Source organism: Burkholderia sp. AU44665 (assembly GCF_030504405.1).
GTDB lineage: Bacteria > Pseudomonadota > Gammaproteobacteria > Burkholderiales > Burkholderiaceae > Burkholderia > Burkholderia semiarida.
Genome location: NZ_JAUJRI010000016.1, coordinates 82,833 through 108,605, shown reverse-complemented (window position 1 = coordinate 108,605; position 25,773 = coordinate 82,833). Strand labels below are relative to the sequence as shown.

Sequence of the window (25,773 nt, the reverse complement as noted above, 5' to 3'; positions counted from 1 at the left end):
CGACATGAAGAAACTGCTTTCGACACTCGCGCTAATCGGGGCGACCGCGTGTGCGCTGCTGGCGGCGCCGGCCGTGCGGGCGGAGGGTAATTTTCCGCTCGACCGGGCGCCCGATAACACGGAAAATCTCGTTTCGCTTCAGCACGGCGCGCAATTGTTTGTAAACTATTGCCTGAACTGCCACAGCGCGAACCTGATGCGCTACAACCGTCTGACGGATCTGGGCATATCCCAGAAGGAGATCGAAAAGAATCTCCTGTTCACGACCGACAAGGTCGGGAACACGATGTCCGTCGCGATGCGGCCCGACGACGCGAAGAACTGGCTCGGCACCACGCCGCCCGACCTGTCGGTCGAGGAGCGTGCGCGCGGCCGCGACTGGCTGTACACGTATCTGCGCAGCTTCTACCGCGACGATACGCGGCCGACCGGCTGGAACAACGCGGTGTTCGAGAACGTTGGCATGCCCCATGTGTTGTGGCAGTTGCAGGGGCAGCGCGTAGCCAAATTCGAAGACAAGACGGACGAGGAGACGGGCGAGAAGGCCCACGTGCTCGTCGGCTTCCAGCAGGTCACGCCGGGCACGCTCTCGTCGCCCGACTATGACGCTGCGGTGGCCGACCTGGTGGCCTATATGACATGGATGTCCGAGCCGGCCCAGCAGACCCGCAAGCGCCTTGGCGTGTGGGTGCTGATCTTTCTCGGTGTCCTGACTTTCCTGGCCTGGCGGCTGAATGCCGCGTACTGGAAAGATATCAAGTAAACACGCCTGACCGGCGTGGGGCCGGCGCAAGGCGGAACCCGTGAAAGGGGTTGCGCCGCGTGCCGGCCCTCGGCTTTTTTGAGGAAACGCAAATATGATGGTTCTGTATTCCGGCACAACTTGCCCGTTCTCCCAGCGTTGCCGGCTGGTGCTGTTCGAGAAGGGCATGGACTTCGAAATCCGCGACGTCGACCTGTTCAACAAGCCGGAAGACATTTCGGTGATGAACCCGTACGGTCAGGTGCCGATCCTCGTCGAGCGCGACCTGATCCTGTACGAATCGAACATCATCAACGAGTACATCGACGAGCGCTTCCCGCATCCGCAACTGATGCCGGCCGACCCGGTGCAGCGCGCCCGCGCGCGCCTGTTCCTGCTCAACTTCGAGAAGGAACTGTTCGTTCACGTCAGCACGCTCGAGAACGAGAAGGGCAAGGCGGCGGAGAAGAACCACGAAAAGGCACGCCTCGCGATCCGCGATCGCCTGACGCAGCTCGCGCCGATCTTCGTGAAGAACAAGTACATGCTCGGCGAAGAGTTCTCGATGCTCGACGTCGCGATCGCGCCGCTGCTGTGGCGCCTGGATCACTACGGCATCGAGCTGTCGAAGAACGCCGCGCCGCTGATGAAGTACGCCGAACGGATCTTCAGCCGTCCGGCCTACATCGAAGCACTGACGCCGTCCGAAAAGGTCATGCGTCGCTAATGTTGCAATGAAGGCATGACGGAGCGGTGGCGCGGTGTGCCGCGCGTCCGCTCCGGGTTCGAGGATTGTGATGCAAGAGATTTCAACGAAGCCGTATCTGCTGCGCGCGTTGTACGAGTGGTGCACCGATAACGGTTACACGCCGCATATCGCGGTGAGGGTCGACAACTCGACGCGCGTGCCGCGTCAGTTCGTGCGTGACGGCGAGATCGTGCTCAACATCAGCTTCGAGGCGACGAGCCAGTTGCAGATGGGCAACGAGTGGATCGAGTTCACGGCCCGGTTCTCCGGGAAGGCGCACAAGATCGAGATTCCGGTTGCAAACGTGCTCGCGATCTATGCGCGCGAGAACGGGCAGGGCATGGCGTTCCAGGTCGATGCGGTCGCAGGCGAAGGCGAGGATTCGGGCGCGTTCGACGATGACGCCGCGTCGGCCGATGATGCGCCGCGTGACGAGTCCGTATCGCCGTTGGCGCCCGTCGCCGACAGCGGCGCGAACGAGGAACCGTCCGAAGGCGCCGACGAACCGCCGAAAACCGACGGCGACGGCTCGAAAGGCGGGAGCAGACCTCGCCTCAAGATCGTGAAATGAGGTAGAATCTCGCGCTACGCCGGCTTAGCTCATCTGGTAGAGCAGTTGATTTGTAATCATCAGGTGGCGGGTTCGAGTCCTGCAGCCGGCACCATATCTGACAAGGGGTTACGCGATGTTTGCGTAGCCCCTTCGCGTTTCCAAAGCACCCGTCACGTTTCCAAAAGACGCTAGACGGCGCTCTAAGACCAGCTCGTCCATAATGGCGAGCGCGCACGAATAGACCATCGTGCGAGGTCAAACTGCCGCCCGGCCGGCGCAGTCCACAACGAAAAATCCAACAAGAATCGATCGTGAAGTTTTCCCGAATTCCCGAGCTTGATGTTCTCCGCTTCATCGCCGCCATTGCCGTTGTGTTCTTTCACTACGCATTTCGAGGCTACGCCGCCGACGACCTGACGACCATGCACTATCCGGCGCTCGAGCCGGTCGCGCAGTACGGGTTCCTGGGCGTGCACCTGTTTTTCATGATCAGCGGTTTCGTGATCCTGATGACGGCGAGCGACGGAAGCATCAAGCGCTTCATCGCGTCACGGGCGTCTCGCTTGCTGCCCGCCTTCTGGGTCTGCTGCACGACCACCTTCCTCGTGATACTCGCCATCGGCGGAGAACGCTTCGCCGCGACGTGGCCGCAATACCTCGTGAACATGGTCACGCTCGGCGGCGGCTTCGGCGCCGATCCGATCGATGGTGCGTACTGGTCGCTCGGCGCGGAGCTACGGTTCTATCGCCTGGTCGGCATTCTGCTCATCGTCGGCCAGATCCATCGCGCCGAGCGCTGGCTGTTTGTGTGGCTCGTCGCCACCGTGCTCGTGGACCTATTTCCGTTCATCAAGCTCGAGGGCTTTCTCGTGACGGACTATGCTGGCTTCTTCATTGCCGGCGCCGCGTGCTTCCTCATTCGTGCACATGGCCTGTCTTGGTCGCGCCTCGTGCTCGTTTGCGCGGCCTGGATGCTGTCGCTCCATCACGAATTCCAGCTCCTGTCGTATTCCAGCGGCCACTTCGAGTACACACTGAGCCCATCGGTCGTGGCGGCCGTGATGACTTCTTTCTTCGTGGTAATGCTGGCGCTGGCACTGCGTCGCATGCCGATGCTCGCCAGCCCGCGGTGGGCCTGGTTCGGCGCAGTCAGTTACCCCCTGTACCTGATCCATCAGAATGTCGGCTACATGGTTTTCAACACGGTCGGCACGGTTGTGAACCAGGTCGTGGTGTTCTGGTCGGTAGTCGTTCTGGCGATCGGGGCTGCGCTGCTGGTGCACGTCATAGTCGAGAAGCCGGCTGCGGGGCCGCTGAAGAGCGGCCTGTTGCGCATGCTCGATGCATTGCAGCGCCGCGCACCGAAGCTGCCGACGTGTCGCCGCCAGCAACAAGGCAATCAACGCGACGGCTTTACCGGCCGCGCGCCCCGTACGTAGGGCGCCGTCGTACCTGGCCCGCTGTGGCCCGCCAGGCGCTACCCTGCTTCGAGCCCTTCGTCGACCGGCTTGTGCGTTACGCCGCACGCGAAGGTCGCGGAACTGAAACTTTGCCTTGTCGATGCCGGCTAACTCGCGCGCCTTGTCGAATCGCGAGGCAGCTTGTCTTTCGTCAGCGGGAACCTGTCGGCAGAGTCACATATCCATATGTTTTCAATAATGCTAATGAGCGCCGGCGTTACCCCTTTTTCCTGTCACGCCCGCGTCACGCCGCACCTCTAACGTTGCACATTCCCATCGCGGCAGCACTTTCACGAGCCGAGCGCGCGTGACCGCATCCGACGCCGTGCCCGCGTCGCGCAGGCTCACCCGGGATCTCGCTCCCGCCAGCGCATTGGCTTCCGCCTCGCATCCATTCCATTCGAAAACGCGATCGACGCCGATCGAACTGCATCGCGGACGATCAGGAGACACGAACCATGCTGAGCCCGCACGAATTCTCGATGCTGCTGCGCATTGCGCGTGCGCCCGACAGTGTCGATCTCGCGAACCCGGCCTTTGCCGTGCTCGTCGAAAAGCGGCTGGTCGACGACACGCAGCTACGCGTGAACGAGGTAGCGGCGCGCCCGGCGCTGACGCCGATCGGCCAGATGCTGCTCGCCCGTTTCGACGACGCGGCCTGACGGAAAAGGCAAAGGGGGAAGGCTGCAACCGCGCGTCACGCCTTCGCCGCAGCGAAAACGTGACGCATTGAACGCGCGCCGAACCGCTTACTGCGCCACCGGCACCGTCACGTCGCTGCCGAACCAGTGCATCGAGATCTTCTTCAGCGTGCCGTCCTTGCGCAGCGAATCGAGCGCGTCGTTGATCGCCTTCTCGAACTTCGGGTTGCCCTTGCGGAACGGGATCGCCATCTCCTGCTTGCCGCCGTTCAGCACCGCCCCCGAGCGCAGCGGCAGGTTCGACGTCTTGATCATGTACGGCAGCATCAACCGGTCGTCGAGCGTCGCTTCGATCCGCCCCGCGGCGAGGTCGCGCAGTTTCTCCGGCGCGCCCGGATACGTCTGTACCTCGATGCCCGGCACGCTGCGCGCCATCTGGTCGTAGTTGGTGCCGAGCGTCACGCCGAGCTTCTTGCCCTTGAAATCCTCGAGCGACTTGAAGTTGCGCGTGTCGTCCTTGCGCTGGATCAGCTGCGCGGCCGAGTACGTGTACGGCTGGCTGAAGTCGAGCGCTTCCTTGCGCTGCGGCGTGATCGTGACCTGGTTGACGATCACGTCGAACTTGCCGGCCTGCAGGCCCGCGATGATGCCGCTCCATTCGGTCGGAATGAATTGCGTCTTCACGCCGAGCTTGCCGGCGACCGCGTTCGCGACGTCGACGTCGAAACCCTCGAGCTGGCCGGACGTGCCGCGCGAGTTGAACGGCGGATACGTGCCTTCGAGGCCGACGCGCAGCACGCCGGCTTTCTTCACGGAATCGAGCAGGTCTTCCGCGTGCGCGGCGACGGCCGTGAAGCCGAGGGCCGACGCGAGCAGCAGGCCCGACAGCAGGAACTTCGAACGTTTCATCGCGGATCTCCAGTGGTCAGTAGGGTGTTGTGGTGAGCGACGGGCACCGGGCGCTGGGTGGCCTTGATGGGCCGCAATACGGGCCACGTAGACACTACTCGCAACCGCGCCGCACCGGAAGTCGAATTGGCCCTGATTGCAATCGATTTCAGCGGATTGAAGGCGGCAATCCAGCGCGACGGCATGGGCTGTGCACGGCGACTGCCTGGTCGAACCGTTCGCCGCGGGCATTCTGGATCCACTTAAAAATACTCTTTTAAATCAGGTCATTTTTCCGATTCGGGCCGTAATTTGTCTGTAAAATCGCGCGAGCGAAACTGCTCAGCGCGCCATCCGAGGGCGCGTCAAAAGAAGAAAAGGCCGTAGCCATGAACATGCAGAACACGATCGCCGCATTGCGCGGCGGGTTGCTTCAGCAGGACCGGTTGCTGAAGCTCGAGACGCCATTGGGGAGCAACGTCCTGACCGTACAGCGGGCAGTCGGCCGCTCACGCATCGGGCGCGCGTACGAGTTCACGCTCGACGTGCTGTCGACCGACAGCGATCTGGAACTCAAAAAACTGATCGCGCAGCCGGTCACGTTATGGATTCAGCAAGGCGATCGCAGCTACCGGCCGGTGAATGGCTACGTGCACACCGCGCGTCGCCTGGGCGCCGACGGCGGGCTCACGACCTATCAGCTGACGTTCGCCGATTTCACCCATTTCCTGAAGTTCCGTCGGGACCAGCGGATCTGGAACGATACGACCGTCGACCAGATCATCAGCGACGTGCTGGACCAGCATCCGCAGGCGAAGGGCCATTTCCGCTTTGCGCTGTCGAAGCCGCTGCCGAGCCGTTCGTACACGCGTCAGCACGATACCGACTGGCATTTCGTGCACCGGCTGATGGAGAGCGAAGGCCTTTACACCACGTGGCAGCAGGCCGACGACGGCAAGTCGCATACGCTCGTGATCACCGACAACTTGCAGGCGTTCGCGCCGCTGTCGCCGCAGGCCGTGCGCTTCTATCACGGCGGCGCGGCGAGCGAAACTGACGCGCTCACGCAATGGTCCGGCACGCGCACGCTGCAGAGCGTGACCCGAACGACACGCACGTTCGACTACAAGAATCCGTCTCAACCGTCGAATCCGAAAGGCACGTCGCTGCCGACGATGGCCGGCCAGGGCGAATTGCCCGACCAGCTCGAAGTGTACGAATACACCGGTGCGTACACGTATCTGGATCAGACGCGCGGCGATCATCTGACGAAGATCCGGATGGAGCAGTGGGAGTCGGAGGCGAAGCGCTTCCACGGCGCGGGCGGCGTGCGTGCAATGGATGCTGGCCGGCGCTTCACGCTGGCGGACCATCCCGAACACGATCGCGATCCGGCCGACCAGCGCGAATTCGCGGCGATCGGCGTCGAATGGTGGATCGAGAACAACCTGCCCGTTGCCAGCAGCAGCGCCGATTTCCCGTACAGCCTGCGCGAAGCATTGACGCAGGCGCAGGACGGCTATGGCGCCGACCCCGCGTTTCGCGTGCCGCATGACGACGGCTCGGTCGGCTTCTATCTCGTCGAGGTCGAAGCACAGCGCGTGAGCGTGCCGTATCGCAGCCCGTTCGAACACGAGAAGCCGAAGATGCATCTCGAGACGGCGATCGTCGTCGGGCCGCAGGGCGAGGAAGTCTATACCGACGAGCTGAACCGGATCCGCGTGCAGTTCGTGTGGGACCGCCTGAACCCGGGTAACGAGAACGCGTCGTGCTGGGTGCGCGTCGTGCAGTCGGATACCGGCGGCGGCTACGGCGGCGTGCACGTGCCGCGCATCGGCGAAGAAGTGCTGATCGATTACGTCGGCGGCGACTGCGACCGGCCGCTGGCCGTCGGGCGCGTGTACAACGGCGCGAACCAGCCGCAGTGGCATTCCGACGGGATCCTGTCCGGGTATCGGTCAAAAGAATATTCGGGCGGCGGCTACAACCAGCTCGTGATGGACGACGCGACCGGGCAGAACCGCGTGCAACTGATGAGCAGCAGCGCGAACAGCCTGCTGCATCTCGGCTACATCATCGACCAGAACGGCAATGCGCGCGGGTCGTATCTCGGTAGCGGCTTCGACCTGCGCTCGGATGCGTACGGCGCGGTGCGGGCGAGCCAGGGCTTGTACGTGACGACCCATCCGAAGGCGGCGAACAGCCAGCCGCTCGACGTGAAGGAAGCGCAGCAGCAGCTCGTGACGGGCGAGAGCCTGATCGAAGCGATGTCGGGCGTGAGCGAGCAGCATCAGGCGGAAAGCCTGAAGGAGGCGCACGAAACGATGCGCGCGTTCACCGACGCGACGCAGGACAGCAAGTCGGGCAACGCGTCCGGTGGACGTACGGCGGGCGGCGGCACGGGCAGTGCGAATGCGTTCAAGGAGCCGGTGATGCTGTTCGGCAGCCCGTCGGGCATCGGGATGTCGACGCAGCAGTCGCTGCACATGGTCGCGAACGATCACGTGAACGTGGCGAGCGGACAGAGCGTGCACGTGGCCGCGGGCAAGTCGCTGATCGGGAGCATCGGGCAGAAGCTGAGCCTGTTCGTGCAGAACGCGGGGATGAAGCTGTTCGCGGGCAAGGGCAAGGTCGAGATCCAGGCGCAGTCGGACAACGTCGAGGTGACCGCGCAGAAGGCGGTGAAGGTTGTGTCCGCCACCGACCGGATCGAGATCGCGGCCGATCAGGGGATTCTGCTGACGAGCGGCGGCGGGTATATCCGCATCAAGGACGGCAACATCGAGATCCATGCACCGGGCGCGATCGATGTGAAGGGGGCGTCGCACACGTTCGCGGGGCCGGCGAGCATGGGGTATCCGTTGCCGAGCCCCCGGCCGGATCAGCCGGGGCAGCTCGAACTGTTTCACAAGTACGTGAACGGCGAGGCGGTGAAAGGCGGACTGTTCACTGTGAAGGACGTGAACGGAGCCGTGCTAAAGAAAGGCGCGCTCGACGACAGCGGTCATACGGTTGTGAGCGGGTTGCCGCCGGGCGCGGTGCGCGTCGAGTTCGGGAAGGATCCGCGCGAGTCGGATCAGCCAGGGAACTATTTCAAGCAGGCGAAGTGGCCGGCGGAGCCCGTGCAACCGTCGCCGGAAGCCGCGCAGGCCGCGGCGAGCGGACAGCTCGCGAGCCAGTTGCAGGGGATGGCGCCGGCCGCGACGACGGCGGCGATGGGGCTGGTGAGTGGCGGCAGCGCGGGCGCGGCCCTCGGCGGGCTCGCGAGCGCCGCATTGCCGGCCGCTGCGACCGCGTTGGGCGGAGCCGGCGTTGCGTCGGCGTTGCAGACAGCCTCCAGCTTGAGCGGTGCGGCGAAGCAGGTGGCCGGGATGGTTCAGGCCGCACGTCAGGGCGGGCTTGCCGCGCTGGCCGCGCCGGCGGCGAATGCGGCGTCCGGCGCGTTGCAGAGCGCATTGCCGGGCGTCGCCGGTATCGCGGGCAAGGGCGCCACGACCGTGGCGTTGGCCACGGGCGCGACGGGCATGAAGCTGCCGACGAGCGGGTTTGGCGGGCCGTTGAAATCCTGAGAGAGCGCGGCTTGTCAGCCGTCTTGAAAAAAACGAATTGAACGAAGAACGACATGGCACAACAACTCCCACCGGGCGCTGAGAAGGAACAGGCTGTTACCTGGCTCAGCGATGTTTCCGCCAAGGATGTCGCCGCGGTCGGCAACCGCTTCGATGCGTGGTTGCGCCGGATCAGCGGCAATCACATCACGTTCGAGGATGTGAAGACGTTTGCCGGTGCGGTACCGATCATCGGCAACATCATGGCGATGGTCGACGCGCTGGGCGATATCGCCGAAATCATCGAGAAGCGCGGCGGTCAGGTGCTCGACTACATGAGCCTCGCGATCAACCTGCTCGGCATCATTCCGATTCCGCCGACACTCGCGCCGTTCCGGATGTCGGCGCGGCCGCTGCTCGCGCTCGTTCGTCACGAATTGCTGGCGACCCGCAACAATCTCGGCGCGGCGATCATCTCCGTGCTGGTCACGCATATCAACGCGACGTGTGCGACCGAGATCGAGGATTTTCTGAACAAGCTGAAGGCTGGCCTCGTCGAACTGCTCGACGGATGCGCGTCGACATGCCAGGAAATCATGCTCGCGCTGGCGACGGGCATGGACAAGGCGCTGCACGGTCAGCTCTTCGACGCCAACGCGAATCTGAAGCGACAGCAGCAACTCGCAGAGAAGATGGCCGACGAGCGGCCGTGGTACAGCCCGAGCCGCGTCGGTGACGGCATTCAATTCGCGTACGAAGGAACCAAGGCGCTCGGAAAGAAGGTCATCAACAAGACTGCGGGCACCGTGGCGACGCTCGCGCCGGATGCATGGCTCGAGCCGTTTCGCGTCACGGTGACGTTCCTGCGGACCGAGGCGCCGAAGATCGCGAAGTCGATCCGTTCGCTCGCCGGCAGCGAAGAAGGCAAGATGATGTGGCTGGTCTTGCAGCTGATCGAGGCTGTCGCGCGCGTCAAGGCACGCGCGAAGCTCCATGAGCAGAGTGCGGACGTCAAGGCGGCAGGGACGAGCCAGGCGAAGAAGACGCGCGGACAGGAGGGGCTGGAGAAAACCAACGGACAAGCACCATCCGAAGGGCCAGGGAAGAGCGCGTGCAAGTCTTGCGGCGTCGGGGCATCGCCCGCATCCATCGATTTCGCGTTCGGTGACGAAACGTTTTCGCACGTGGATTTCGACCTGCCGGGCGCCATGCCTGTCGTATGGGAGCGTACCTATCGTTCCCGGCTGTCAGCCTATGACAACGGTGAACTCGGTGCACGATGGATCACGCCATATACGACGCGAATCGACGTCAAGAACGATCAGTGGATCTATCGCGATGCGGAAGGGCGCAGCATAGAGTACCCGGCGCTTGCGGCGGGTGCGGTGCACGACGATCTGTCCGAGAACCTGACGCTGTCGCGGCTCGACGATACCTGGGTGACGATCGCATACGGCCATGACGTGCTGCATGTGTACGAGCGCCGCGGCGACGCGTTCCGGCTTGCGATGCAGAAGGACCGCGCCGGCAACACGATCACGCTCGACTACGATGCGCTCGATCGCGTTGCGCGCCTGATCGATGCGAGCGGCAATGTGCTCGCGTTCGAACACGACAGGCACGGCCGTATCGTGCAGATCGAGCATGTGCTCAAGGACGGTGCGCGTCGCACGCTGGCGAGCTACGAATACGATGCGCACGGGGACCTCGTGCGCGCGGTCGATCGTCATGGCAATGCGCGGACGTATCAATATCACCGCCACCTCGTGACGCGTTACACTGACCGAACCGGCCGCGGGATGACGCTCGAATGGGATGGCGCGGACGCGCAAGACAACGCAGACGCGAAATGCATTCGCGAATACGCCGACGACGGCAGTCTGGATCTCCGGCTCGCGTGGAATCCGAACATCCGTCTGACCTACGTGACCGACGCGCTCGGTCAGATGACGCGGTACTACTTCAACATCCACGGCTACGTGTATCGGATCGTGTATCCGGATGGTAACCAGGAGTGGTTCCGGCGCGACGCCCATCACAATCTGGTGCTGCATATCCGGCAGGACGGCAGCATCGAGCGTCGCGAATACGACACGCGCGGTAACCTGATTCGGCACGAGCGGGCGGACGGCAGCGTTGTCGAGATGGCGTATGACGACAAGGATCAGATGATCCGGCTCGTCGATCCGAATGGTCATGTATGGCAGCGCAAGTACGACGACGCGGGCAACGTCGTCGAGGAAATCGATCCGCTCGAACATTCCACGAAGTACGAATACAACGACAAGGGTTTGCCGACGCAGATCACCGATGCGAAGGGCGGCTCGAAGACACTCGAGTACAACGATGCCGGGCAGATCACGCGCTATACGGACTGCTCCGGAAAGACGACGGAGTGGCGGTACGACGATATCGGGCGTGTGATCGAGACGAAAGATGCGGCCGGAGGCGTGGTTGCCTATCGTTACGGCCTGAACGGACAACCGACGGAAGTGCGTTCGCCTGCCGGTGTCGAGCAGGTCCAATACGACGCGGAAGGCCGTTTGCTGCGGCATACCGATCAACTCGATCGTTCGACGCGATATGGCTACGATGCGGCCGGGCGCATTGCGAGCCGCGCCGATGCGCTCGGGCAGACGGTTGCGTATCGCTATGACCGTCTCGGCCGCTTGTCCGCGCTGACCGATGCGAACTTTGCGACGTACCAGTTTCACTACGATCCTGCGGGACGGCTGATCGAGGAAGTGGGCTTCGACGGCAAGTCGACGCGCTATCAGTACGACAGCGTGAGCGGCAGTCTCGTTTCGATCGATGAAGCGGGTTGCGTGACTTCGGTCGAAGTCGATGCAAACGGCCGGCTGCTGAAGCGCGCCGCGGGGGAAAGCGAGGAGCGGTTTGCCTACGATCGGAGCGGCAGGTTGATCGACGCGGCGAACCGGTACAGCCGCGTGCAGTTCTTCTTCGATCCGGTTGGCAATCTGGTGCGTGAACATCACGCCTACGATCTGTTCGGCGACCGGCGCAGCTACGTTTGGCATCACGAATACGACGAACTCGGCAATCGGCGGCGTACCGTTCGGCCGGACGGGCATGTGGTCGACTGGTTGATGTATGGCTCGGGGCATGTGCACGGAATGCTGCTCGATGGCGAGGAGCGCGTGCAGTTCGAGCGTGACGATCTTCATCGCGAGACGGTGCGCGTGTTGTCGAGCAAGGTTGGGCAGCGCACGCACTATGATCCGGCCGGCCGCGTGTTGCAGCAGACGATCCAGCGATCGACGTCACCTGCGCCGCTTGCCGAGCGGCGGTATCGCTATGACGCGGCGGGGCAGTTGTCGCGAATCGAGGACAGCCGCAAGGGCGGGACCGACTATCGGTACGATCCGGTCGGACGGCTGATCGAGGCGATCAGTCCCATCGCGAAGGAACGGTTCGCGTTCGATCCGGCGAGCAACATCATCGATCCGGTGCGGACTGCGGAGACGCCGACATCGCGTCCGAGCCCGGTGCGGCCGGAAAGCACGTTGCCTGTCGAGGTGCCGAAGGTGCTCGGGAACCTGCTGAAGGCGTATGCGGGGATGCACTTCGAGTACGACGCGCGCGGGAATCTGGTGCGTAAGCGTACGCCGGCGGGTGAGCAGGAATACGAGTGGGATGAGTTCAATCGCTTGCTGCGCGCGCGGGTTGCCGAGACGTCGCGGCAGAGTCAGGCACGGTATTTCTATGATGCGTTCGGTCGACGTATCGCGAAGGAGGTGAACGGCGAGCGGACGGTGTTCGGGTGGGACGGTGACACGCTGGCGTACGAGAGTGATGGCGAGCGCGGCACGCACTATCTCTACGAGCCGGGGACGTTCGTGCCGCTGGCGCAGTATGTGGCTGAGCCCGTCGATGGGATCGCGACGCCGGAGTGGAAGAGCACCGACCGCTATGTGCCGGAGGAGGATCCGCTGCAGAAGGTGCCGGAGCGGCGGGGTGACGCGGCGGTGTTCTATTACCACTGCGATCAGATTGGTACGCCGCAGCTTCTAACGGACGACGATGGCGACGTCGTCTGGGAAGCGTCATATAAGGCGTGGGGTGAAGCGCGGGAGGTGATTGCGCGGGCGTCGAAGGCGGCGGGGATCGTGCCTAGGAATCCGTTGAGGTTTCAGGGGCAGCAGGGCGATGACGAGACGGGGCTCGCGTTTAACCGCCATCGATATTACGATCCCGGCATTGGACGGTTCATATCGAAGGATCCTGTCGGCTTGGCTGGCGGAATCAATGAGCTAGGCTATACCGCGAATCCAATTCAATGGGTCGATCCTCTTGGGCTCACACCATGCGCTGGAAAAGCAGTGATCCGACACTATGATACCGGTAGCCGCACGGGGCACTATACGGTTGAAGTCCAAGGCCCGACTGCGTCTGTTCATACGCATCAAGTGATCACAGGCGATACGACTACGACTGTTGTAAACGAGAGGCGGGAAAGGTTGATGGTTAACGATCCTGTTTTGCATACTACGGAAGTACCACTTCCCGACGCGAACGCCGCGATCGCATATCAGCAGAAACAGATCGGCCGCGAATTAGGTCAATATGATGAGAGGTCGAATAGTTGCGTCGACCACGTAGCTAATGTATTGCGGGCTGGTGGCGAGAACGTTCCCTCGGGACCGTTGGGCCAGTCGAGGTATCTTACCCAGCGTGGCTTCAAAATGAAGGTTAGGTAATATGGCTCATTCGATCTGCGAAAGACACGGCTCCCAACCTGCGGAGTTGGTGACCAGTAACGTTCTCGATATGATCAGGTCGGGTGCGAAGCCAGGCGCGGGGACAGTGTTTCCGGTAACCTTGATTTATGAGGAGTTGGAATATCCGGGTTACGGAATGATGGAGGACCGGACCATTCTTCGACGTCTCGGCGGGATTTGGGAATCGGCAGAAATGTGTCGGTTTACCGATGAGCGCGCGATGGAAGAGGCGATAGGGCTGTTCACTGCAATTTGTGCGAAGTGTTTGGTGGAAGTGCTGTGACATTCAGTGCGTTGAAGTAGCGATAGAGAAACCCAGAAATCTATCGCCTGTCGAGTTGAATCGGGGTGGGAAATCACGGGCAGCGGCTACGTAGTCGATCAAATCCGGCGGTGCCCGGTGTGATGTGATCGGTGGTTCGCCGGCAAAACCGTCGGCGGCCATACTACAGTCACGGCCGCGACGAGGCGTCCGGAATTGCGTGTCGGGATTGGTTGAAATTCGGACTCCAATGTTGAATCGCTCCGGGCAAAGCAGCGCGAACTGGGTGATGGCCTCTTCGGAGGTATCCGGAATTCCGTGTGTGAGGCGGGTTCAGATTCAGACTCCGATGTTGAATCGTTCCGGGTAAAGCAGCGCGAACTGGGTCATGGCGCTCTTCCAATCGTGCCGGGAACCGGTCCACTTGGCCGCGACGTTGCGCAGCGCCAGCCAGATCAGTTTGAGCGCGGCCTCGTCCGATGGGAAGTGGCCGCGCGCCTTGATGATCTTCCGAAGCTGCATGTGCAGCGACTTGATCGCGTTGGTCGTATATACAATTTTCCGGATGTCAGGCGCGAAGGCATAGAACGGAATCACCTGATCCCAGGCCCGGCGCCAGAGTGCGGCAATTGGCGGGTATTTCGTACCCCACGGGCTCGTATCGAACGCATCCAGCGCCACGGCGGCCGCTTCGGCGCTCGGTGCCAGATAGACCTCCTTGAGCGCCGCCGCGACCGATTTCCGGTCTTTCCAACTGGCGAAGTCCAGCGAGTTCCGGATCAGATGCACGATGCAGGTCTGGACCGTAGTTTCCGGGAACACCGTGTTGATCGCCTCCGGGAAGCCCTTCAGGCCGTCGACCACGGCGATCAGGATGTCCTGCACGCCGCACAGCTTCAGGTCGTTCACCACCCGCAGCCAGAACTTGGCCCCCTCGGTCTGCTCGATCCAAAGGCCGAGCACGTCACGTGTGCCGTCGCGGCGCACGCCCAGCGCCAGGTAGATCGCCTTGTTGCGCACGACGCCTTCGTCGCGGATCTTGACGCGTAAGGCGTCGAAGAACACGACCGGGTACATCGGCTCGAGCGGCCGCTGTTGCCATTCGCGCACTTCGTCGATCACGGCATCGGTCACCGTGCTGATGAAGTCCGGCGGCACCTCGATGCCGTACATCTCCAGCAGGAAGCCCTGAATCTCGCGCACGCTCATGCCGCGGGCGTACATCGCGATGATCTTGTCGTCGAAGCCGGTGAAGCGTTGCTCGCCCTTGGCGATCAGCACCGGATCGAAGGCGCCTTCTCGGTCGCGCGGAATCTCGACGTCGAGCAGGTCGTCGTCGGTCGCGATGCGCTTGCGGCCGGTGCCGTTGCGATGGTTCGTGCTACTGGCCGGCTTGGCTTCACCTTTCTCGTAACCGAGATGATGGGTCAGTTCGCCGCCCAGCGCACGCTCGAAGATCGCCTTCTTCAGGGCCGCGAGTTGCTCGTTGATCGTGGCCGATCCAGCGTGCCGGGTACCAGTTGCTTGATGAGTTTCGGGTCCAGGTTCAAGCCCTCGCCCGGTTCTACGGTCGCTTCTTCCTTACGTTTGCGTGGCATAACGTGGCTCCTTCGCCATCAGTTTATGCCTCGCACACAAAAGTTCGGATAGGCTCCATGCGGCTCAGCCGACAATGTGCGCGGGCAATATCACGATCCCTGATTCGGCATAATCACGGCTCGCCACCGTGACCTCACGACTCCCGCAACGCATTCCCTCCGTTCAACCGCAACATCCATGTCGACCACCCCCGCGACCACCGCGTCGCTGAAACACATCCTCGAACACCCTGGCGATTTCCACGGATGGCTCTGCCTCCCGCAGACGCCATGGACCCTCGACACAGAGGGCGCATTCATCGAAGACGCCACTGACACCGAAGCCGCTACGCCACCCACCACCGCACCACATCCCGATTGGCGCGTGACCTTGAACAGCGCGACGATCGAGGACATCGTGATCAATGCGCATGACCAGGTCGACGAGCCGACCGCCACCCAGCTGTTCGACGCGTTCGTGTTCTACGTCGACAACGAAGGCTTCATCCTGCTCTGAAGCCACACGCCACAGTAAAAAAGGACCGCCAAGCGGTCCTTTCTCATACAGCGTCAACGTCCGAACGAAGCGCGGCCCTCAAGGCAACGAAATCGTCAAATTAGCCGACTCCGGCCCAACCTTGATGACTTGCGAATAAGGCGCCAACGCCTGCAGCGTCTTGTCCTTGAGATAAGTATTGAGCCCGAGATACCCGAGCAGCGCCACGAGCGCGAACACGGCCCCGATCGCCCAGACCGGCACCTCGCGCTTGAGTCGATGCGCGATCTGGTCGGGCAGCGGCCAATGCGGCGCGAACGGCGCGCGTTTGCCCTTCATGTGCGCGATCTCGTCGCCGAGCCGCGCGGTGAGATAAGCCAGCTTCTCCGGCCCTTCGAGCAGATACTTGCCCTGGAACCCGAGCAGCAGGCACATATGGAACACCTCGAGCGACTGCAGCCGCGCCGCGCCCTGCGCGCGACATTCCTCGAGATACTGGAAGAACTTTTCCCCCGCCAGCTGTTCGCCGAACAGCACGAGCTGCAGCGGCCGGCGTTCCCAGTCCGCGCGGATCTTGAACTGCGACGACAGCACCATTTCGTCGATGGCCGCGCAGAACGCGAACTTCGCGCCGTACACGTCCTCGGCGGCAATATTCAGCTTCTTCGCGCCGCGTTCGAAATCGGACAGGAATTCCTGGATCCGCGTGCTGAACTCGCTGGCGCTGTCCGGCTCCCGCCCGTTCTTGAGCAGGAACAGCATGAAGAACCCGTCGTACAGCAAATCGAGCAGCGAGCGGGCCTGGAACGCGGAATCCGTCGACGCCGGGCTGTGCAGGGGCGGCGGCACGTTGTCGCCGAACAGGGAAGGCGCGTAGCTCATGATGTGACCGCGATCAGTTCGAATTTCAGGTCATTGATGCCAGTCGGCGCGTAGATCATCGCGGACTGGGCCTGCAGCATGCGCTCGTACAGCGGGCTGCGCGAATCGAGCGCGAAGTAGCACGCGCCGGGGCGCACCGGAATCGCGGGCGGCACCTGCGGCGTGTACGACAGCCGCACGCCGGGCATCGCCGACAGCACGAGCTTGTCGACGTCGTCGGGCGCGCCGACCTTGAAGCGGGCCGGCACCGCATCGACGAGCTCGACGCTCGGCATGTCCGCGGACACCGCCAGATAGAACTCGGTCTTGTCGTCGATCTTGCCGGAATCGAGGCGGCCGAGGTGGAACGACGGGCGCACCTCGTCGAGCGTGATCGCGAAATAGCGCGTCGAGATCACGGTGTCGAGCAGTTCGCGCAGCATCAGGTCGAGACGCGCGAAGCTCGGGCCCGGATCGTCGTGGCGGTACACGGGCAGGTCGGCGAGCGTGTAGCCCTTCGAGAACGTCATCAGCTGGCCCGCGAGGCGCAGCAGTTCCTGGAACAGCCGCTCCGGATGCAGCGCCGCGTGCTGGTGCAGGTGCGCGAGCGTCGCGAACGCGGCGTTGGCGGTGTGCAGCAGCCAGAACGATGCGATGTCGCCCGAGCGGAACTCGATGATGTTCTTCGACGGCTCGCGGTGGAAGCCGTACAGCGCGTTCACCTTCGCCTGCAGCGCGTCGACGAGCTGGCGCAGCCGCTGGTGCAGGATCGGCGACGCCTCGATCGCGAGGCACGGCGGCACGAAGCTGTCGTCGATCTCGAAGCCGGACGTCGCGGTGCGGCGCACGCGCACGAGCGGCACGGACAGCAGCTGGTCGCGCGGCTCGCTGTGCGCGATCAGCTTGACCTGTGTCTTCAGGAACGTGATGTCGGCTTCGGCGGCGTCGGTGAAATTGTCGGCGACGCTCGTCTGCTCGCTGACGAACCGCGTCATGAAGCCGGCGGCCGGATCGTCGCTGTAGTTGGTGCCGTTCTCGCGCAGCGGATGCAGCGCGAGATAGAACACGAATTCGTTGATGCCGTCGGGCAACGTATCCAGCGCGATCGGCGGCGGCAGGTCGTCGGCCTGCGGCGCGGCATACAGCGCGCCGTCGGGGAACACGAGCGCGAGGTCGGCTACCCGCAGCACGTTGCTGCCGAGCGCGTCGCGGTCGATGCGCACCGAGCGCACGCCCCAGTTGTACGGCTGGATCGCCTGGATGGACTCGAACAGGCGCGCCTCGTGGTACGCGTCCTGCCGCTGAAAGTGTTGAGGCCGGAGGAACAGCCCTTCCCCCCACAGCACCTTGGCCGAATAACTCATGTCAAATCCGGTTAATGTGGCGTTGCGATGTAATCGATTTGTTCGTGCCCGAATTAAATCGCCAATTGTTAACTCTTGTTAATTGACATTCGTGCGTCATGTTTAACCGCAGGACACCGAAGACAGCATATTCAGCGGCTGCGAAGGCGCACCCTGTTGCGGTGCGATGACCGTGCCGCCGGTGACGGTCATCGCGCAGTTATGCAGGCCGATGATTATGCCGGATTTCTCCGACTTCGCCGGATCGAACGTCAGTTTCCATCGTTGCAGCGCGGGATCGCGGAACAGCGCGACGATACCGAATGCCTGCGCTTCGCGCGACACCTTCTCGGTCGCCGTATAGCGCTGGCCCGGAATCAGCGTGATTTCGCGCACGTTCAGCAGGTCGGCGCCGAGTGCGGCTTTTTCCTTGGTCGGATCGGTAAATGCGTCGAACGGCGCTTGCTGGAACGAAGTCGGGTCCTTCAGCGCATAGAGCCGGACGACGAGCGCGAGCGGCTTGTTGTCGGTCGCGGCGTTCAGGTTCGGCGCGGCGGCCAGCGTCAGCCCGATGTTGCGCGGCGGCTTCTGCGCATCGGGCACCTCGGGCTTGCCGATGCCGGCCGCGGACATCACGGCGCTCGCGGCCGAGCCGAGCAGCGGGGCGGCCGCGCATCCGGCCAGAAGGGCGCAGGCGACCAGCGGCAGCGCGTAGCGAATCATGGACGATCTCATCGTGTTTCCGGCGTGCCGCCTTTATCCCTGTCAAAACTGCCGGGTATTACCACGTTCGCTGCGGGTCCCCGACACTGCACCGTTTAACTATTAAGCACGCTCGCGTCAAGGCGAGCGTTCGGAAATTTTTTCCGCCGCTGGGGCGGCGCGTCGTGCGATCAGTAAAACTTGCGCTTCCCGGCCCGACGAAAAACCGCCGCGAGCCCGCCGCGAGCGGCCATTCGAGGGGGTAGCGCCCGGTTTTAAAAGGAATTACTCTTCACACGACGATTGAATTATGAAAAATTGATCGGTACTATACCCGCGCGCTTCTTGCAAAGCAAAAGAACCAGATTCTCAACGATTTAAAACTCACGCGCCGGTGGATATAACGATGAAAGACCGTCTGTTCGCAAAACTGTCTGGGGTAGTGGTGGCTTGCGGCGTGATCGCCGGCTGTGCGAGCCAGCCCCCCGCGCCGCCGACTGCGGAAGTGTTCAACAAGTCGCTGGCCGATGCGGACGCCGTCGCGAAGGCGGGGGACCAGGACAAGGCGCTCGGCCTGTACCAGCAGCTCGCGAAGTCGGATCCGACGCGCGAGGAACCGTGGTCGCGCATCGCCCAAATCCAGTTCGCGCAAAACCATTACGGCCAGGCGATCGTCGCCGCGCAGGAAGCGCTGCAGCGCGACGCGACCGATCGCCAGGCGAAGAGCGTGCTGGCCGTCGCCGGCCTGCGGATCGCGACGCAGTCGCTCGGCGAGCTGCGTCAGGATGCGTCGCTCGCGGGCGACGCGAAGTCCGACGCGCAGGCGCTCGCGAAGCAGCTGCGCGACACGCTCGGCGAGTCGGCGCTGTTCCCGCCGGAGCAGCGGGCGCAGACGAGGAAGTACAGCGGCCGCCGTACGGTTCATCGTGCGAAGGCCGGGGGCGCACCGGCCGCGGACACGGCCGCGAGCGCCGCCCCGACTCCGACGCCGACGCCGCCCGCGGCGCAAAAGGGCAGCGCGGATCCGTTCGGCGCACTGCGCAACTGAAACCGCAACTGACGCGATAACCACAACTAACCTGGGAGCCGTCGAGATGGCCAAGAAAGAAAGCATTCAGAAAAGCTTGCAGAAAATACGGCCGCCGCGCGTCCAGCTGACCTACGAGGTCGAGAAGGGCGATGCGATCGAGGTGAAGGAACTGCCGTTCGTCGTCGGGGTCGTCGGCGATCTGGCGGGCCAGTCCGAAATCGAGCAGCCGAAGCTGCGCGACCGCAAGTTCGTCAATATCGACCGCGACAATTTCGACGACGTGATGAAGGCGATCGAGCCGCGCGCCGCGTTCCAGGTGGAAAACCGCCTGAGCCCGGAAGGCGGCAAGTTCGCGGTCGACCTGAAGTTCCGCTCGCTGTCGGATTTCAGCCCGGACGAAGTCGTCGAACAGGTCGAGCCGCTGCGCCGCCTGCTCGAGGCGCGCTCGAAGCTCGCCGACCTGCGCAACAAGCTCGCCGGCAACGACAAGCTCGAGGATCTGCTGTCCGAGGTGCTGAAGAACACGCAGCAGCTGCAGGAGCTCGCGAAGGGCACGGGCAGCGACAAAGACGGCGAATGACGACGGAGTGTTGAGATGAACCAGCAAACGGCTGCGGCCCAAGCGAGCGGCGCGGAATACGCCGCCGGGACTTCGCTGCTCGACGACATCGTCGAGAAGAGCAAGGTCGCGAAATCCGATTCCGAGCATGCGCGTGCGAAGGACCTGATCGGCGAACTCGTGCACCAGGTGCTCGACGGCACGGTGATCGTGTCGGACAACCTGTCGGCCACGATCGACGCGCGCGTCGCGGAACTCGACCGCCTGATTTCCACGCAGCTTTCCGCCGTGATGCACGCGCCGGAATTCCAGCGCCTCGAAAGCACGTGGCGCGGGCTGGACTATCTGGTCAAGGAAAGCAACACGGGCCAGACGATCAAGATCAAGGCGCTGCACGCACCGAAGCGCGACCTCGTGCGCGACTTCAAGGGCGCGAGCGAGTTCGACCAGAGCGCGCTGTTCAAGAAGGTCTACGAAGAGGAATTCGGCACGTTCGGCGGCTCGCCGTTCGGTGCGCTGATCGGCGATTACGAGATCTCGCGCCAGCCGGAAGACATGTACTTCATCGAGCAGATGTCGCACGTCGCGGCGGCGGCGCATGCGCCGTTCATTGCGTCGGCGTCGCCGGAGCTGCTCGGTCTGGAGTCGTTCTCCGATCTCGGCAAGCCGCGCGACCTCGGCAAGGTGTTCGACACGGTCGAGTACGCGAAGTGGAAGTCGTTCCGCGACGCCGAGGATTCGCGCTACGTCGGCCTGACGCTGCCGCGCTTTCTCGGCCGGCTGCCGTTCAATCCGAAGGACGGCCAGACCGCGGAGAATTTCAACTTCGTCGAGGACGTCGACGGCACCGATCACGACAAGTACCTGTGGTGCAACGCGGCATGGGCCTTCGCGGCCCGCCTGACGGCCGCGTTCGACGACTTCGGCTGGTGCGCGGCGATCCGCGGCGTCGAAGGCGGCGGCCTCGTCGAGGATCTGCCGACCCACACGTTCAAGACCGACGACGGTGAAGTCGCGCTGAAGTGCCCGACCGAAATCGCGATCACCGATCGCCGCGAGAAGGAGCTGAGCGACCTCGGCTTCATCCCGCTCGTCCATTGCAAGAACTCAGATTACGCCGCGTTCTTCGCCGCGCAGTCGGTGCAAAAGCCGAAAAAGTACAGCACCGACAGCGCGAATGCGAACGCCGTCCTGTCCGCCCAGCTTCAGTACATCTTCTCGGTATCGCGCGTCGCGCATTACCTGAAGGCGATGATGCGGGACAAGATCGGCAGCTTCGCATCGGCGCAGAACGTGGAGACTTTCCTCAACCGGTGGATTTCGCAGTACGTCCTGCTCGACGACAACGCCTCGCAGGAACAGAAAGCGCAATTTCCGCTGCGCGAGGCATCCATACAAGTGTCGGAGATTCCGGGCAAGCCGGGCTCGTATCGTTCGGTCGCGTTCCTGCGCCCGCACTTTCAGCTCGACGAACTCTCGATTTCTCTGCGACTTGTCGCTGATCTGCCCAAACCGGCAAATTCATAAGCGAGTAAATCGCCCGGGCGGGCCGCCTGGGTAGGACGTTAAAACCACCTCTTTGGGGAGTCGAAGGGCCATGTTACATATGCACTTGCAGTTTGGTAGTCCCGCGGTGAAGGGCGAGTCCGCGGACAAGGACCACCAGGGCTGGATCGAACTGAAATCGTGGGATCACTCGATCGTTCAGCCGCGTTCGGCAACCGCATCGACCGCTGGCGGTCACACGATGACGCGTTGCGAGCACGGCGACATGATCTTCACGAAGGAAATCGATTCGTCGAGCCCGCTGCTGTACCAGCACGCTTCGGGCGGTACCACGTTCGACGAAGTGACGGTCCATTTCTCGCGCGCGGACGGTGAAGGCAAGCGCGTGCAGTATCTGGAAGTCAAGCTCAAGTACGTGATCATCTCGAGCATCGCCCCGAGCGTTCGCGAGGAAGGTCTGCCGATCGAGACGTTCTCGCTGAAGTACGCAGCCGTGCAGTGGAAGCAAACCCAGCAGAAGATCGGCGGCAACCAGGGCGGCAACACGCAGGGCGCCTGGAGCCTGACGAAGAACGACAAGACCTACGCGGTCTAAGGTCGGTTGCGGCAACGGGGCGCTCGCGTCCCGTTGCCGTTTTCGCTGTCAACACCGGCCGATGAAACGATTCGAACCCAGTTTTCTCGACAAGCTGTTCGACGACGAACCGCATCTGCCGGCCTCGGCCGCGATGCGGCAATTGTCGCTGGACGAGCTCAAGACCACGGTCGCCCGCGACGTCGAGGCGATCCTCAACACCCGTATCGCGCACACCGAGAACGAACTGGCCGCGCTGCCGGAATGCCAGAAATCGGTGCTGACCTACGGGCTGAACGATTTCGCGGGGCTGAGCCTCGCGAGCCACTACGATCGCGCGTTCATCTGCAAGTCGATCCAGCAGGCGATCGCGCGCCACGAGCCGCGCCTGCAGCAGGTGCAGGTGACGTTCGAGCTGAACGAGCAGGCCACCAACGCGCTCTATTTCGCGATCCAGGCGTTGCTCGTGGTGCACCCGGCCGAGGAGCCGGTGAATTTCGACGCGATGCTGCAACCGTCGACGCTGCAGTATTCGGTCACGCGCGCACGCGCGGCACGCATGCAGTAAATCAAGCCGCCGAGCGGGCCGGACCGCCCGGTGGTGAATCAGGTCCGGCAGGAAATATTGAGGTTCGGGGTCGTCGATGGAAGAATTGCTGCCGTATTACGAACGCGAATTATCGTTTTTGCGGCGCTATTCGCGAGATTTCGCCGAACGCTATCCGAAGATCGCCGCGCGCCTCGCGCTGTCCGGCGAGCATTGCGAGGATCCGCACGTCGAGCGGATGATCGAGTCGTTCGCGCTGCTCGGCGCGCGCATCAACAAGAAGCTCGACGACGACTACCCGGAATTCACCGAAGCGCTGCTGGAAGTGCTGTATCCGCACTACTTGCGGCCGTTTCCGTCGTGCTCGATCGCGCAGTTCACGCCGGCTTCGCCCGGCCAGCAGACCGAACCGGTCGTGATCGATCGCGGCACCGAGCTGAAGAGCCGCCCGATTCGCGGCGTGCAATGCCGGTTCCGCACCGCCTACGACGTGACGCTCGCGCCGATCCGCATCTCGGAGGCGCGCTATACGCCGGTCGCGCTCGCGCCGAGCGCGACGGTGCTGCCGTCGAATGCGACGGGCGTGATCTCGATCACGTTCGAATCGCTCGCCGCGCAGCTCGATCTCGGCGCGCTGAAGCTGCCGACGCTGCGCGCGCACCTGCACGGCGAGCAGTCGTTCGTCGCCGCGCTGACCGACTGCCTGTTCATCAACGTGCTCGGTGCGTATGTCGAGCCCGAGCGCAACGGCCGCTGGACCGCGCTGCGCAAGCTGCCGATCGCGCAGGCCGGCTTCGCCGAGGACGACGCGCTGATCGACTATCCGGCGAAGTCGCATCCCGCGTACCGCCTGCTCACCGAGTACTTCGCGTTCCCCGACAAGTTCGATTTCGTCGATTTCGACCTCGCGGCGATCGCGCGCGCGTCGGGCCGTTGCCAGCGCGCGACGCTGCATCTCGTGCTGCAGGACGTGCGCGGCGATTCGCACGTCGCGCGCCTGCTCGAGCTGCTGACGGCGAGCCATTTCCGGCTGTTCTGCACGCCGATCGTCAACCTGTTCCGCCAGCACGGCGAGCCGATCCGCATCACGCACCGCGCGGTGTCGTATCCGGTGATCGCCGAGGCGCGGCGCGCGTTCGCGTACGAGGTGTACTCGATCGATTCGGTGAAGCTCGTCCGGCAGCAGGCGCACGAGGAATCGGTGATCGAGTTCCGGCCGTTCTATTCGCTGCATCACGGCGAAGCGGCGCGGATCGGCCATTACTGGTTCGCGCGCCGCAACGACTGGGTCGCGCAGAAGAGCCCCGGCTACGAAACCGAGATCTCGATCGTCGACATCGACTTCGAGCCGACGTCGCCGCAGACCGACACGCTGAGCCTCGACCTCACCTGCACGAACCGCGACCTGCCTTCGATGCTCGCGTTCGGCCTAGAAGGCGGCGATCTGTTCCAGGAAGGCGGCGCGCAGACGAGCGGCATCTCGCTGCTGCGCCGGCCGACACAGAGCGTGCGCTTCGAGCGCGGCCGCGCCGCGCACTGGCGGCTCGTGTCGCATCTCGCGCTCAACCACGTGTCGCTCGTCGCGCACGGCCTCGCGCCGCTGAAGGAAATGCTGACGCTGTACGACCTGCGGCGCACGGCCGTGTCGATGCGCCAGATCGACGGCCTGGCCGGCGTCGAACAGCGCGGCGCGGTGCAGTGGCTGCCCGGCAAGCCGTTCGCGACCTTCGTGCGCGGCATCGAGATCCGGCTGACGATCGACGAGGAGCACTTCGTCGGCGCGAGCCTCGCGTCGTTCGTGCGCGTGCTCGACAGCTTCTTCGGGCTGTACGTCCACCTCAACAGTTTCGTTCAATTGGTCGTCGTGTCGAAGCGCACCGGCGAGGAGATCATCCGATGCAAGCCCCGAACCGGCGAATCGATCCTGGCGTAGTCGACGCGCTGCTCGACGAGCCGCACCGCTTCGAGTTCTTCCAGGCGGTGCGCGTGCTCGAAGGGCTGTTCGCGCGGCAGGTGTCGGATGCGCCCGGCGCGTGGCGGCAGGGCGACGTGGTCGCGCAGCGCATCGAATTCCGCAACACGCTGTCGCTCGGCTTCCCGCCGAGCGAGATCGAAGGCGCGCGCTCGTTCGACGACGGCGGCGCGCCGCTGAACTCGAGCGAGCAGCGCGGCGCCGCGCTGGCCGCCGGCGAGCTCGGCCGCGTCGAGCTGACGCCCGCGTTCTTCGGGCTGCTCGGCGGGCAGGGCGCGCTGCCGCTGCACTACACCGAGCAGATCGTCGCGCGCGAGCATCTGCGGCGCGACCACGCGGCGCGCGCGTTCTTCGACGTGTTCTCGAACCGCGCGACCGCGCTGTTCTACGCGGCGTGGAAGAAATACCGGCTGCCGTTCCATTACGAACTCGACCGCGACGAGCGCTACCTGCCGCTGTTGCTCGCGATCGCGGGCGTGCCGAGCGACGAGGTGCGCGACAGCCTCGCGGCCGGCCCGGGCGGCGTGCTCGACGAGGCCGTGGCCGGCTACGCGCTCGCCGCGCGGCACCGGCCGATGTCGGCCGCCTACCTGCAGCGCACGCTGTCCGATTACTTCCGCGTGCCGGTGAAGATCGACCAGTTCGTCGGCAAGTGGTACGACGTGCCGCCCGATCAGCTGAGCGTGCTCGGCGAAGTCAACGCGGTGCTCGGCGCGACGGCGCTCGTCGGCGAGCGCGTGTGGCAGCGCGACATGCGCGCGCGGATCGTCGTCGGCCCGCTGTCCAAGCGCGACTACGAGGCGTTCCTGCCCGGCGGCGCGCACGCCGTCGCGCTCGAGCGAATGCTGACGCTGCTCGCCGGCGTCACGCTCGAGTACGAGGTGAAGCTCGTGCTGAAACGCACGGAAGTCGGCGCGAGCGTGCTCGGCGCGGGCTCGCGGCTCGGCTGGGACGCGTTCCTCTGCACGCGCGACGCGGCCGAGGACCGGTCCGATGCCCGCTACGAACTGCACGTGATTCACTGA

Annotated in this window: 20 protein-coding genes, 1 tRNA gene and 1 pseudogene; 17 read left to right on the top strand and 5 right to left on the bottom strand. The window is 63.7% G+C overall.

Features of this window, described 5'->3' with window-relative positions:
• The first annotated feature begins 4 nt into the window (after positions 1-4).
• The 6 genes from QZM15_RS25840 to QZM15_RS25815 all read left to right on the top strand — a co-directional run bounded on the left by QZM15_RS25840 (position 5) and on the right by QZM15_RS25815 (position 4,165).
• Positions 5-763: a cytochrome c1 gene (locus QZM15_RS25840; RefSeq protein ID WP_060009428.1), complete on the top strand. Its 759-nt coding sequence runs from the start codon at positions 5-7 to the stop codon at positions 761-763.
• Positions 764-857: 94 nt separating this feature from the next.
• Positions 858-1,469, top strand: a complete 612-nt coding sequence (locus QZM15_RS25835; RefSeq protein WP_006400565.1) for a glutathione S-transferase N-terminal domain-containing protein — start codon at positions 858-860, stop codon at positions 1,467-1,469.
• A 70-nt stretch (positions 1,470-1,539) separates the two neighbouring features.
• A complete protein-coding gene (locus QZM15_RS25830; RefSeq protein ID WP_059640166.1) occupies positions 1,540-2,061 on the top strand; it encodes a ClpXP protease specificity-enhancing factor in 522 nt (173 codons plus the stop codon).
• An 18-nt stretch (positions 2,062-2,079) separates the two neighbouring features.
• Positions 2,080-2,155 (top strand) — tRNA-Thr (locus tag QZM15_RS25825).
• A gap of 199 nt (positions 2,156-2,354) precedes the next feature.
• The gene (locus QZM15_RS25820) at positions 2,355-3,482 is read left to right on the top strand and encodes an acyltransferase (RefSeq protein WP_302107509.1); all 1,128 of its coding nucleotides are present in this window, start codon (positions 2,355-2,357) and stop codon (positions 3,480-3,482) included.
• A 479-nt stretch (positions 3,483-3,961) separates the two neighbouring features.
• Complete coding sequence (locus QZM15_RS25815) at positions 3,962-4,165, top strand: hypothetical protein (RefSeq protein WP_302107508.1); 204 nt, start codon at positions 3,962-3,964, stop codon at positions 4,163-4,165.
• A gap of 87 nt (positions 4,166-4,252) precedes the next feature.
• Here QZM15_RS25815 and QZM15_RS25810 read toward each other — a convergent pair whose 3' ends face one another.
• Positions 4,253-5,053 carry a cystine ABC transporter substrate-binding protein gene (locus tag QZM15_RS25810; protein ID WP_059577205.1) on the bottom strand — a complete coding sequence of 267 codons (801 nt, stop codon included), beginning with the start codon at positions 5,051-5,053 and terminating at the stop codon, positions 4,253-4,255.
• Between the two features lie 368 nt (positions 5,054-5,421).
• On the opposite strand from QZM15_RS25810, the gene QZM15_RS25805 reads away from it, so the two are divergent.
• The 3 genes from QZM15_RS25805 to QZM15_RS25795 are packed head-to-tail and all read left to right on the top strand — an operon-like array spanning position 5,422 to position 13,602.
• Positions 5,422-8,601 carry a type VI secretion system Vgr family protein gene (locus QZM15_RS25805; RefSeq protein WP_302107507.1) on the top strand — a complete coding sequence of 1,060 codons (3,180 nt, stop codon included), beginning with the start codon at positions 5,422-5,424 and terminating at the stop codon, positions 8,599-8,601.
• Positions 8,602-8,654: 53 nt separating this feature from the next.
• Positions 8,655-13,298 carry an RHS repeat-associated core domain-containing protein gene (locus QZM15_RS25800; protein WP_302107506.1) on the top strand — a complete coding sequence of 1,548 codons (4,644 nt, stop codon included), beginning with the start codon at positions 8,655-8,657 and terminating at the stop codon, positions 13,296-13,298.
• Position 13,299: 1 nt separating this feature from the next.
• Positions 13,300-13,602 (top strand): hypothetical protein, encoded by a 303-nt coding sequence (locus QZM15_RS25795; protein ID WP_302107505.1) that lies wholly within the window; start codon positions 13,300-13,302, stop codon positions 13,600-13,602.
• 318 nt (positions 13,603-13,920) lie between these two features.
• On the opposite strand, the pseudogene QZM15_RS25790 reads toward QZM15_RS25795, so the two are convergent.
• Positions 13,921-15,179, bottom strand: a pseudogene (locus QZM15_RS25790) (IS256 family transposase).
• A 178-nt stretch (positions 15,180-15,357) separates the two neighbouring features.
• On the opposite strand from QZM15_RS25790, the gene QZM15_RS25785 reads away from it, so the two are divergent.
• A complete protein-coding gene (locus tag QZM15_RS25785; RefSeq protein ID WP_302107504.1) occupies positions 15,358-15,675 on the top strand; it encodes a hypothetical protein in 318 nt (105 codons plus the stop codon).
• A gap of 78 nt (positions 15,676-15,753) precedes the next feature.
• On the opposite strand, the gene icmH is transcribed toward QZM15_RS25785, so the two are convergent.
• The 3 genes from icmH to tssJ all read right to left on the bottom strand — a co-directional run bounded on the left by icmH (position 15,754) and on the right by tssJ (position 18,593).
• Positions 15,754-16,536 (bottom strand): type IVB secretion system protein IcmH/DotU, encoded by a 783-nt coding sequence (icmH, locus tag QZM15_RS25780; protein ID WP_059577187.1) that lies wholly within the window; start codon positions 16,534-16,536, stop codon positions 15,754-15,756.
• Complete coding sequence (tssK, locus tag QZM15_RS25775; protein ID WP_059577185.1) at positions 16,533-17,879, bottom strand: type VI secretion system baseplate subunit TssK; 1,347 nt, start codon at positions 17,877-17,879, stop codon at positions 16,533-16,535. The genes icmH and tssK overlap by 4 nt, the downstream gene beginning before the upstream one ends.
• A gap of 102 nt (positions 17,880-17,981) precedes the next feature.
• Positions 17,982-18,593 (bottom strand): type VI secretion system lipoprotein TssJ, encoded by a 612-nt coding sequence (tssJ, locus tag QZM15_RS25770; RefSeq protein WP_059577183.1) that lies wholly within the window; start codon positions 18,591-18,593, stop codon positions 17,982-17,984.
• A 373-nt stretch (positions 18,594-18,966) separates the two neighbouring features.
• Here tssJ and QZM15_RS25765 point away from each other — a divergent pair, with 373 nt between their 5' ends.
• The 7 genes from QZM15_RS25765 (at position 18,967) to tssG (ending at position 25,773) form a co-directional block, all read left to right on the top strand.
• Positions 18,967-19,608, top strand: a complete 642-nt coding sequence (locus tag QZM15_RS25765; RefSeq protein ID WP_060315466.1) for a M48 family metallopeptidase — start codon at positions 18,967-18,969, stop codon at positions 19,606-19,608.
• 46 nt (positions 19,609-19,654) lie between these two features.
• Positions 19,655-20,170, top strand: coding sequence for a type VI secretion system contractile sheath small subunit (tssB, locus tag QZM15_RS25760; protein WP_027783377.1), 516 nt, complete (start codon positions 19,655-19,657; stop codon positions 20,168-20,170).
• Positions 20,171-20,185: 15 nt separating this feature from the next.
• On the top strand, positions 20,186-21,676 hold the full coding sequence (gene tssC / locus QZM15_RS25755; RefSeq protein WP_006484397.1) for a type VI secretion system contractile sheath large subunit: 1,491 nt from the start codon (positions 20,186-20,188) through the stop codon (positions 21,674-21,676).
• A gap of 70 nt (positions 21,677-21,746) precedes the next feature.
• The gene (locus QZM15_RS25750; RefSeq protein ID WP_059449787.1) at positions 21,747-22,250 is read left to right on the top strand and encodes a type VI secretion system tube protein Hcp; all 504 of its coding nucleotides are present in this window, start codon (positions 21,747-21,749) and stop codon (positions 22,248-22,250) included.
• 61 nt (positions 22,251-22,311) lie between these two features.
• Positions 22,312-22,797 (top strand): type VI secretion system baseplate subunit TssE, encoded by a 486-nt coding sequence (tssE, locus tag QZM15_RS25745; RefSeq protein ID WP_034183677.1) that lies wholly within the window; start codon positions 22,312-22,314, stop codon positions 22,795-22,797.
• Between the two features lie 76 nt (positions 22,798-22,873).
• The gene (gene tssF, locus QZM15_RS25740) at positions 22,874-24,709 is read left to right on the top strand and encodes a type VI secretion system baseplate subunit TssF (protein ID WP_059577179.1); all 1,836 of its coding nucleotides are present in this window, start codon (positions 22,874-22,876) and stop codon (positions 24,707-24,709) included.
• Positions 24,673-25,773 (top strand): type VI secretion system baseplate subunit TssG, encoded by a 1,101-nt coding sequence (gene tssG, locus QZM15_RS25735; protein ID WP_302107503.1) that lies wholly within the window; start codon positions 24,673-24,675, stop codon positions 25,771-25,773. The genes tssF and tssG overlap by 37 nt, the downstream gene beginning before the upstream one ends.

What these genes read in the sequence shown, in the direction of transcription:
- QZM15_RS25840 (WP_060009428.1), top strand. Translation starts at nt 5, where the DNA reads ATGAAGAAACTGCTTTCGACACTCGCGCTAATCGGGGCGACCGCGTGT.
- QZM15_RS25835 (WP_006400565.1), top strand. Translation starts at nt 858, where the DNA reads ATGATGGTTCTGTATTCCGGCACAACTTGCCCGTTCTCCCAGCGTTGC.
- QZM15_RS25830 (WP_059640166.1), top strand. Translation starts at nt 1,540, where the DNA reads ATGCAAGAGATTTCAACGAAGCCGTATCTGCTGCGCGCGTTGTACGAG.
- QZM15_RS25815 (WP_302107508.1), top strand. Translation starts at nt 3,962, where the DNA reads ATGCTGAGCCCGCACGAATTCTCGATGCTGCTGCGCATTGCGCGTGCG.
- QZM15_RS25810 (WP_059577205.1), bottom strand. Translation starts at nt 5,053, where the DNA reads ATGAAACGTTCGAAGTTCCTGCTGTCGGGCCTGCTGCTCGCGTCGGCC.
- QZM15_RS25805 (WP_302107507.1), top strand. Translation starts at nt 5,422, where the DNA reads ATGAACATGCAGAACACGATCGCCGCATTGCGCGGCGGGTTGCTTCAG.
- QZM15_RS25800 (WP_302107506.1), top strand. Translation starts at nt 8,655, where the DNA reads ATGGCACAACAACTCCCACCGGGCGCTGAGAAGGAACAGGCTGTTACC.
- QZM15_RS25795 (WP_302107505.1), top strand. Translation starts at nt 13,300, where the DNA reads ATGGCTCATTCGATCTGCGAAAGACACGGCTCCCAACCTGCGGAGTTG.
- QZM15_RS25785 (WP_302107504.1), top strand. Translation starts at nt 15,358, where the DNA reads ATGTCGACCACCCCCGCGACCACCGCGTCGCTGAAACACATCCTCGAA.
- icmH (WP_059577187.1), bottom strand. Translation starts at nt 16,536, where the DNA reads ATGAGCTACGCGCCTTCCCTGTTCGGCGACAACGTGCCGCCGCCCCTG.
- tssK (WP_059577185.1), bottom strand. Translation starts at nt 17,879, where the DNA reads ATGAGTTATTCGGCCAAGGTGCTGTGGGGGGAAGGGCTGTTCCTCCGG.
- tssJ (WP_059577183.1), bottom strand. Translation starts at nt 18,593, where the DNA reads ATGAGATCGTCCATGATTCGCTACGCGCTGCCGCTGGTCGCCTGCGCC.
- QZM15_RS25765 (WP_060315466.1), top strand. Translation starts at nt 18,967, where the DNA reads ATGAAAGACCGTCTGTTCGCAAAACTGTCTGGGGTAGTGGTGGCTTGC.
- tssB (WP_027783377.1), top strand. Translation starts at nt 19,655, where the DNA reads ATGGCCAAGAAAGAAAGCATTCAGAAAAGCTTGCAGAAAATACGGCCG.
- tssC (WP_006484397.1), top strand. Translation starts at nt 20,186, where the DNA reads ATGAACCAGCAAACGGCTGCGGCCCAAGCGAGCGGCGCGGAATACGCC.
- QZM15_RS25750 (WP_059449787.1), top strand. Translation starts at nt 21,747, where the DNA reads ATGTTACATATGCACTTGCAGTTTGGTAGTCCCGCGGTGAAGGGCGAG.
- tssE (WP_034183677.1), top strand. Translation starts at nt 22,312, where the DNA reads ATGAAACGATTCGAACCCAGTTTTCTCGACAAGCTGTTCGACGACGAA.
- tssF (WP_059577179.1), top strand. Translation starts at nt 22,874, where the DNA reads ATGGAAGAATTGCTGCCGTATTACGAACGCGAATTATCGTTTTTGCGG.
- tssG (WP_302107503.1), top strand. Translation starts at nt 24,673, where the DNA reads ATGCAAGCCCCGAACCGGCGAATCGATCCTGGCGTAGTCGACGCGCTG.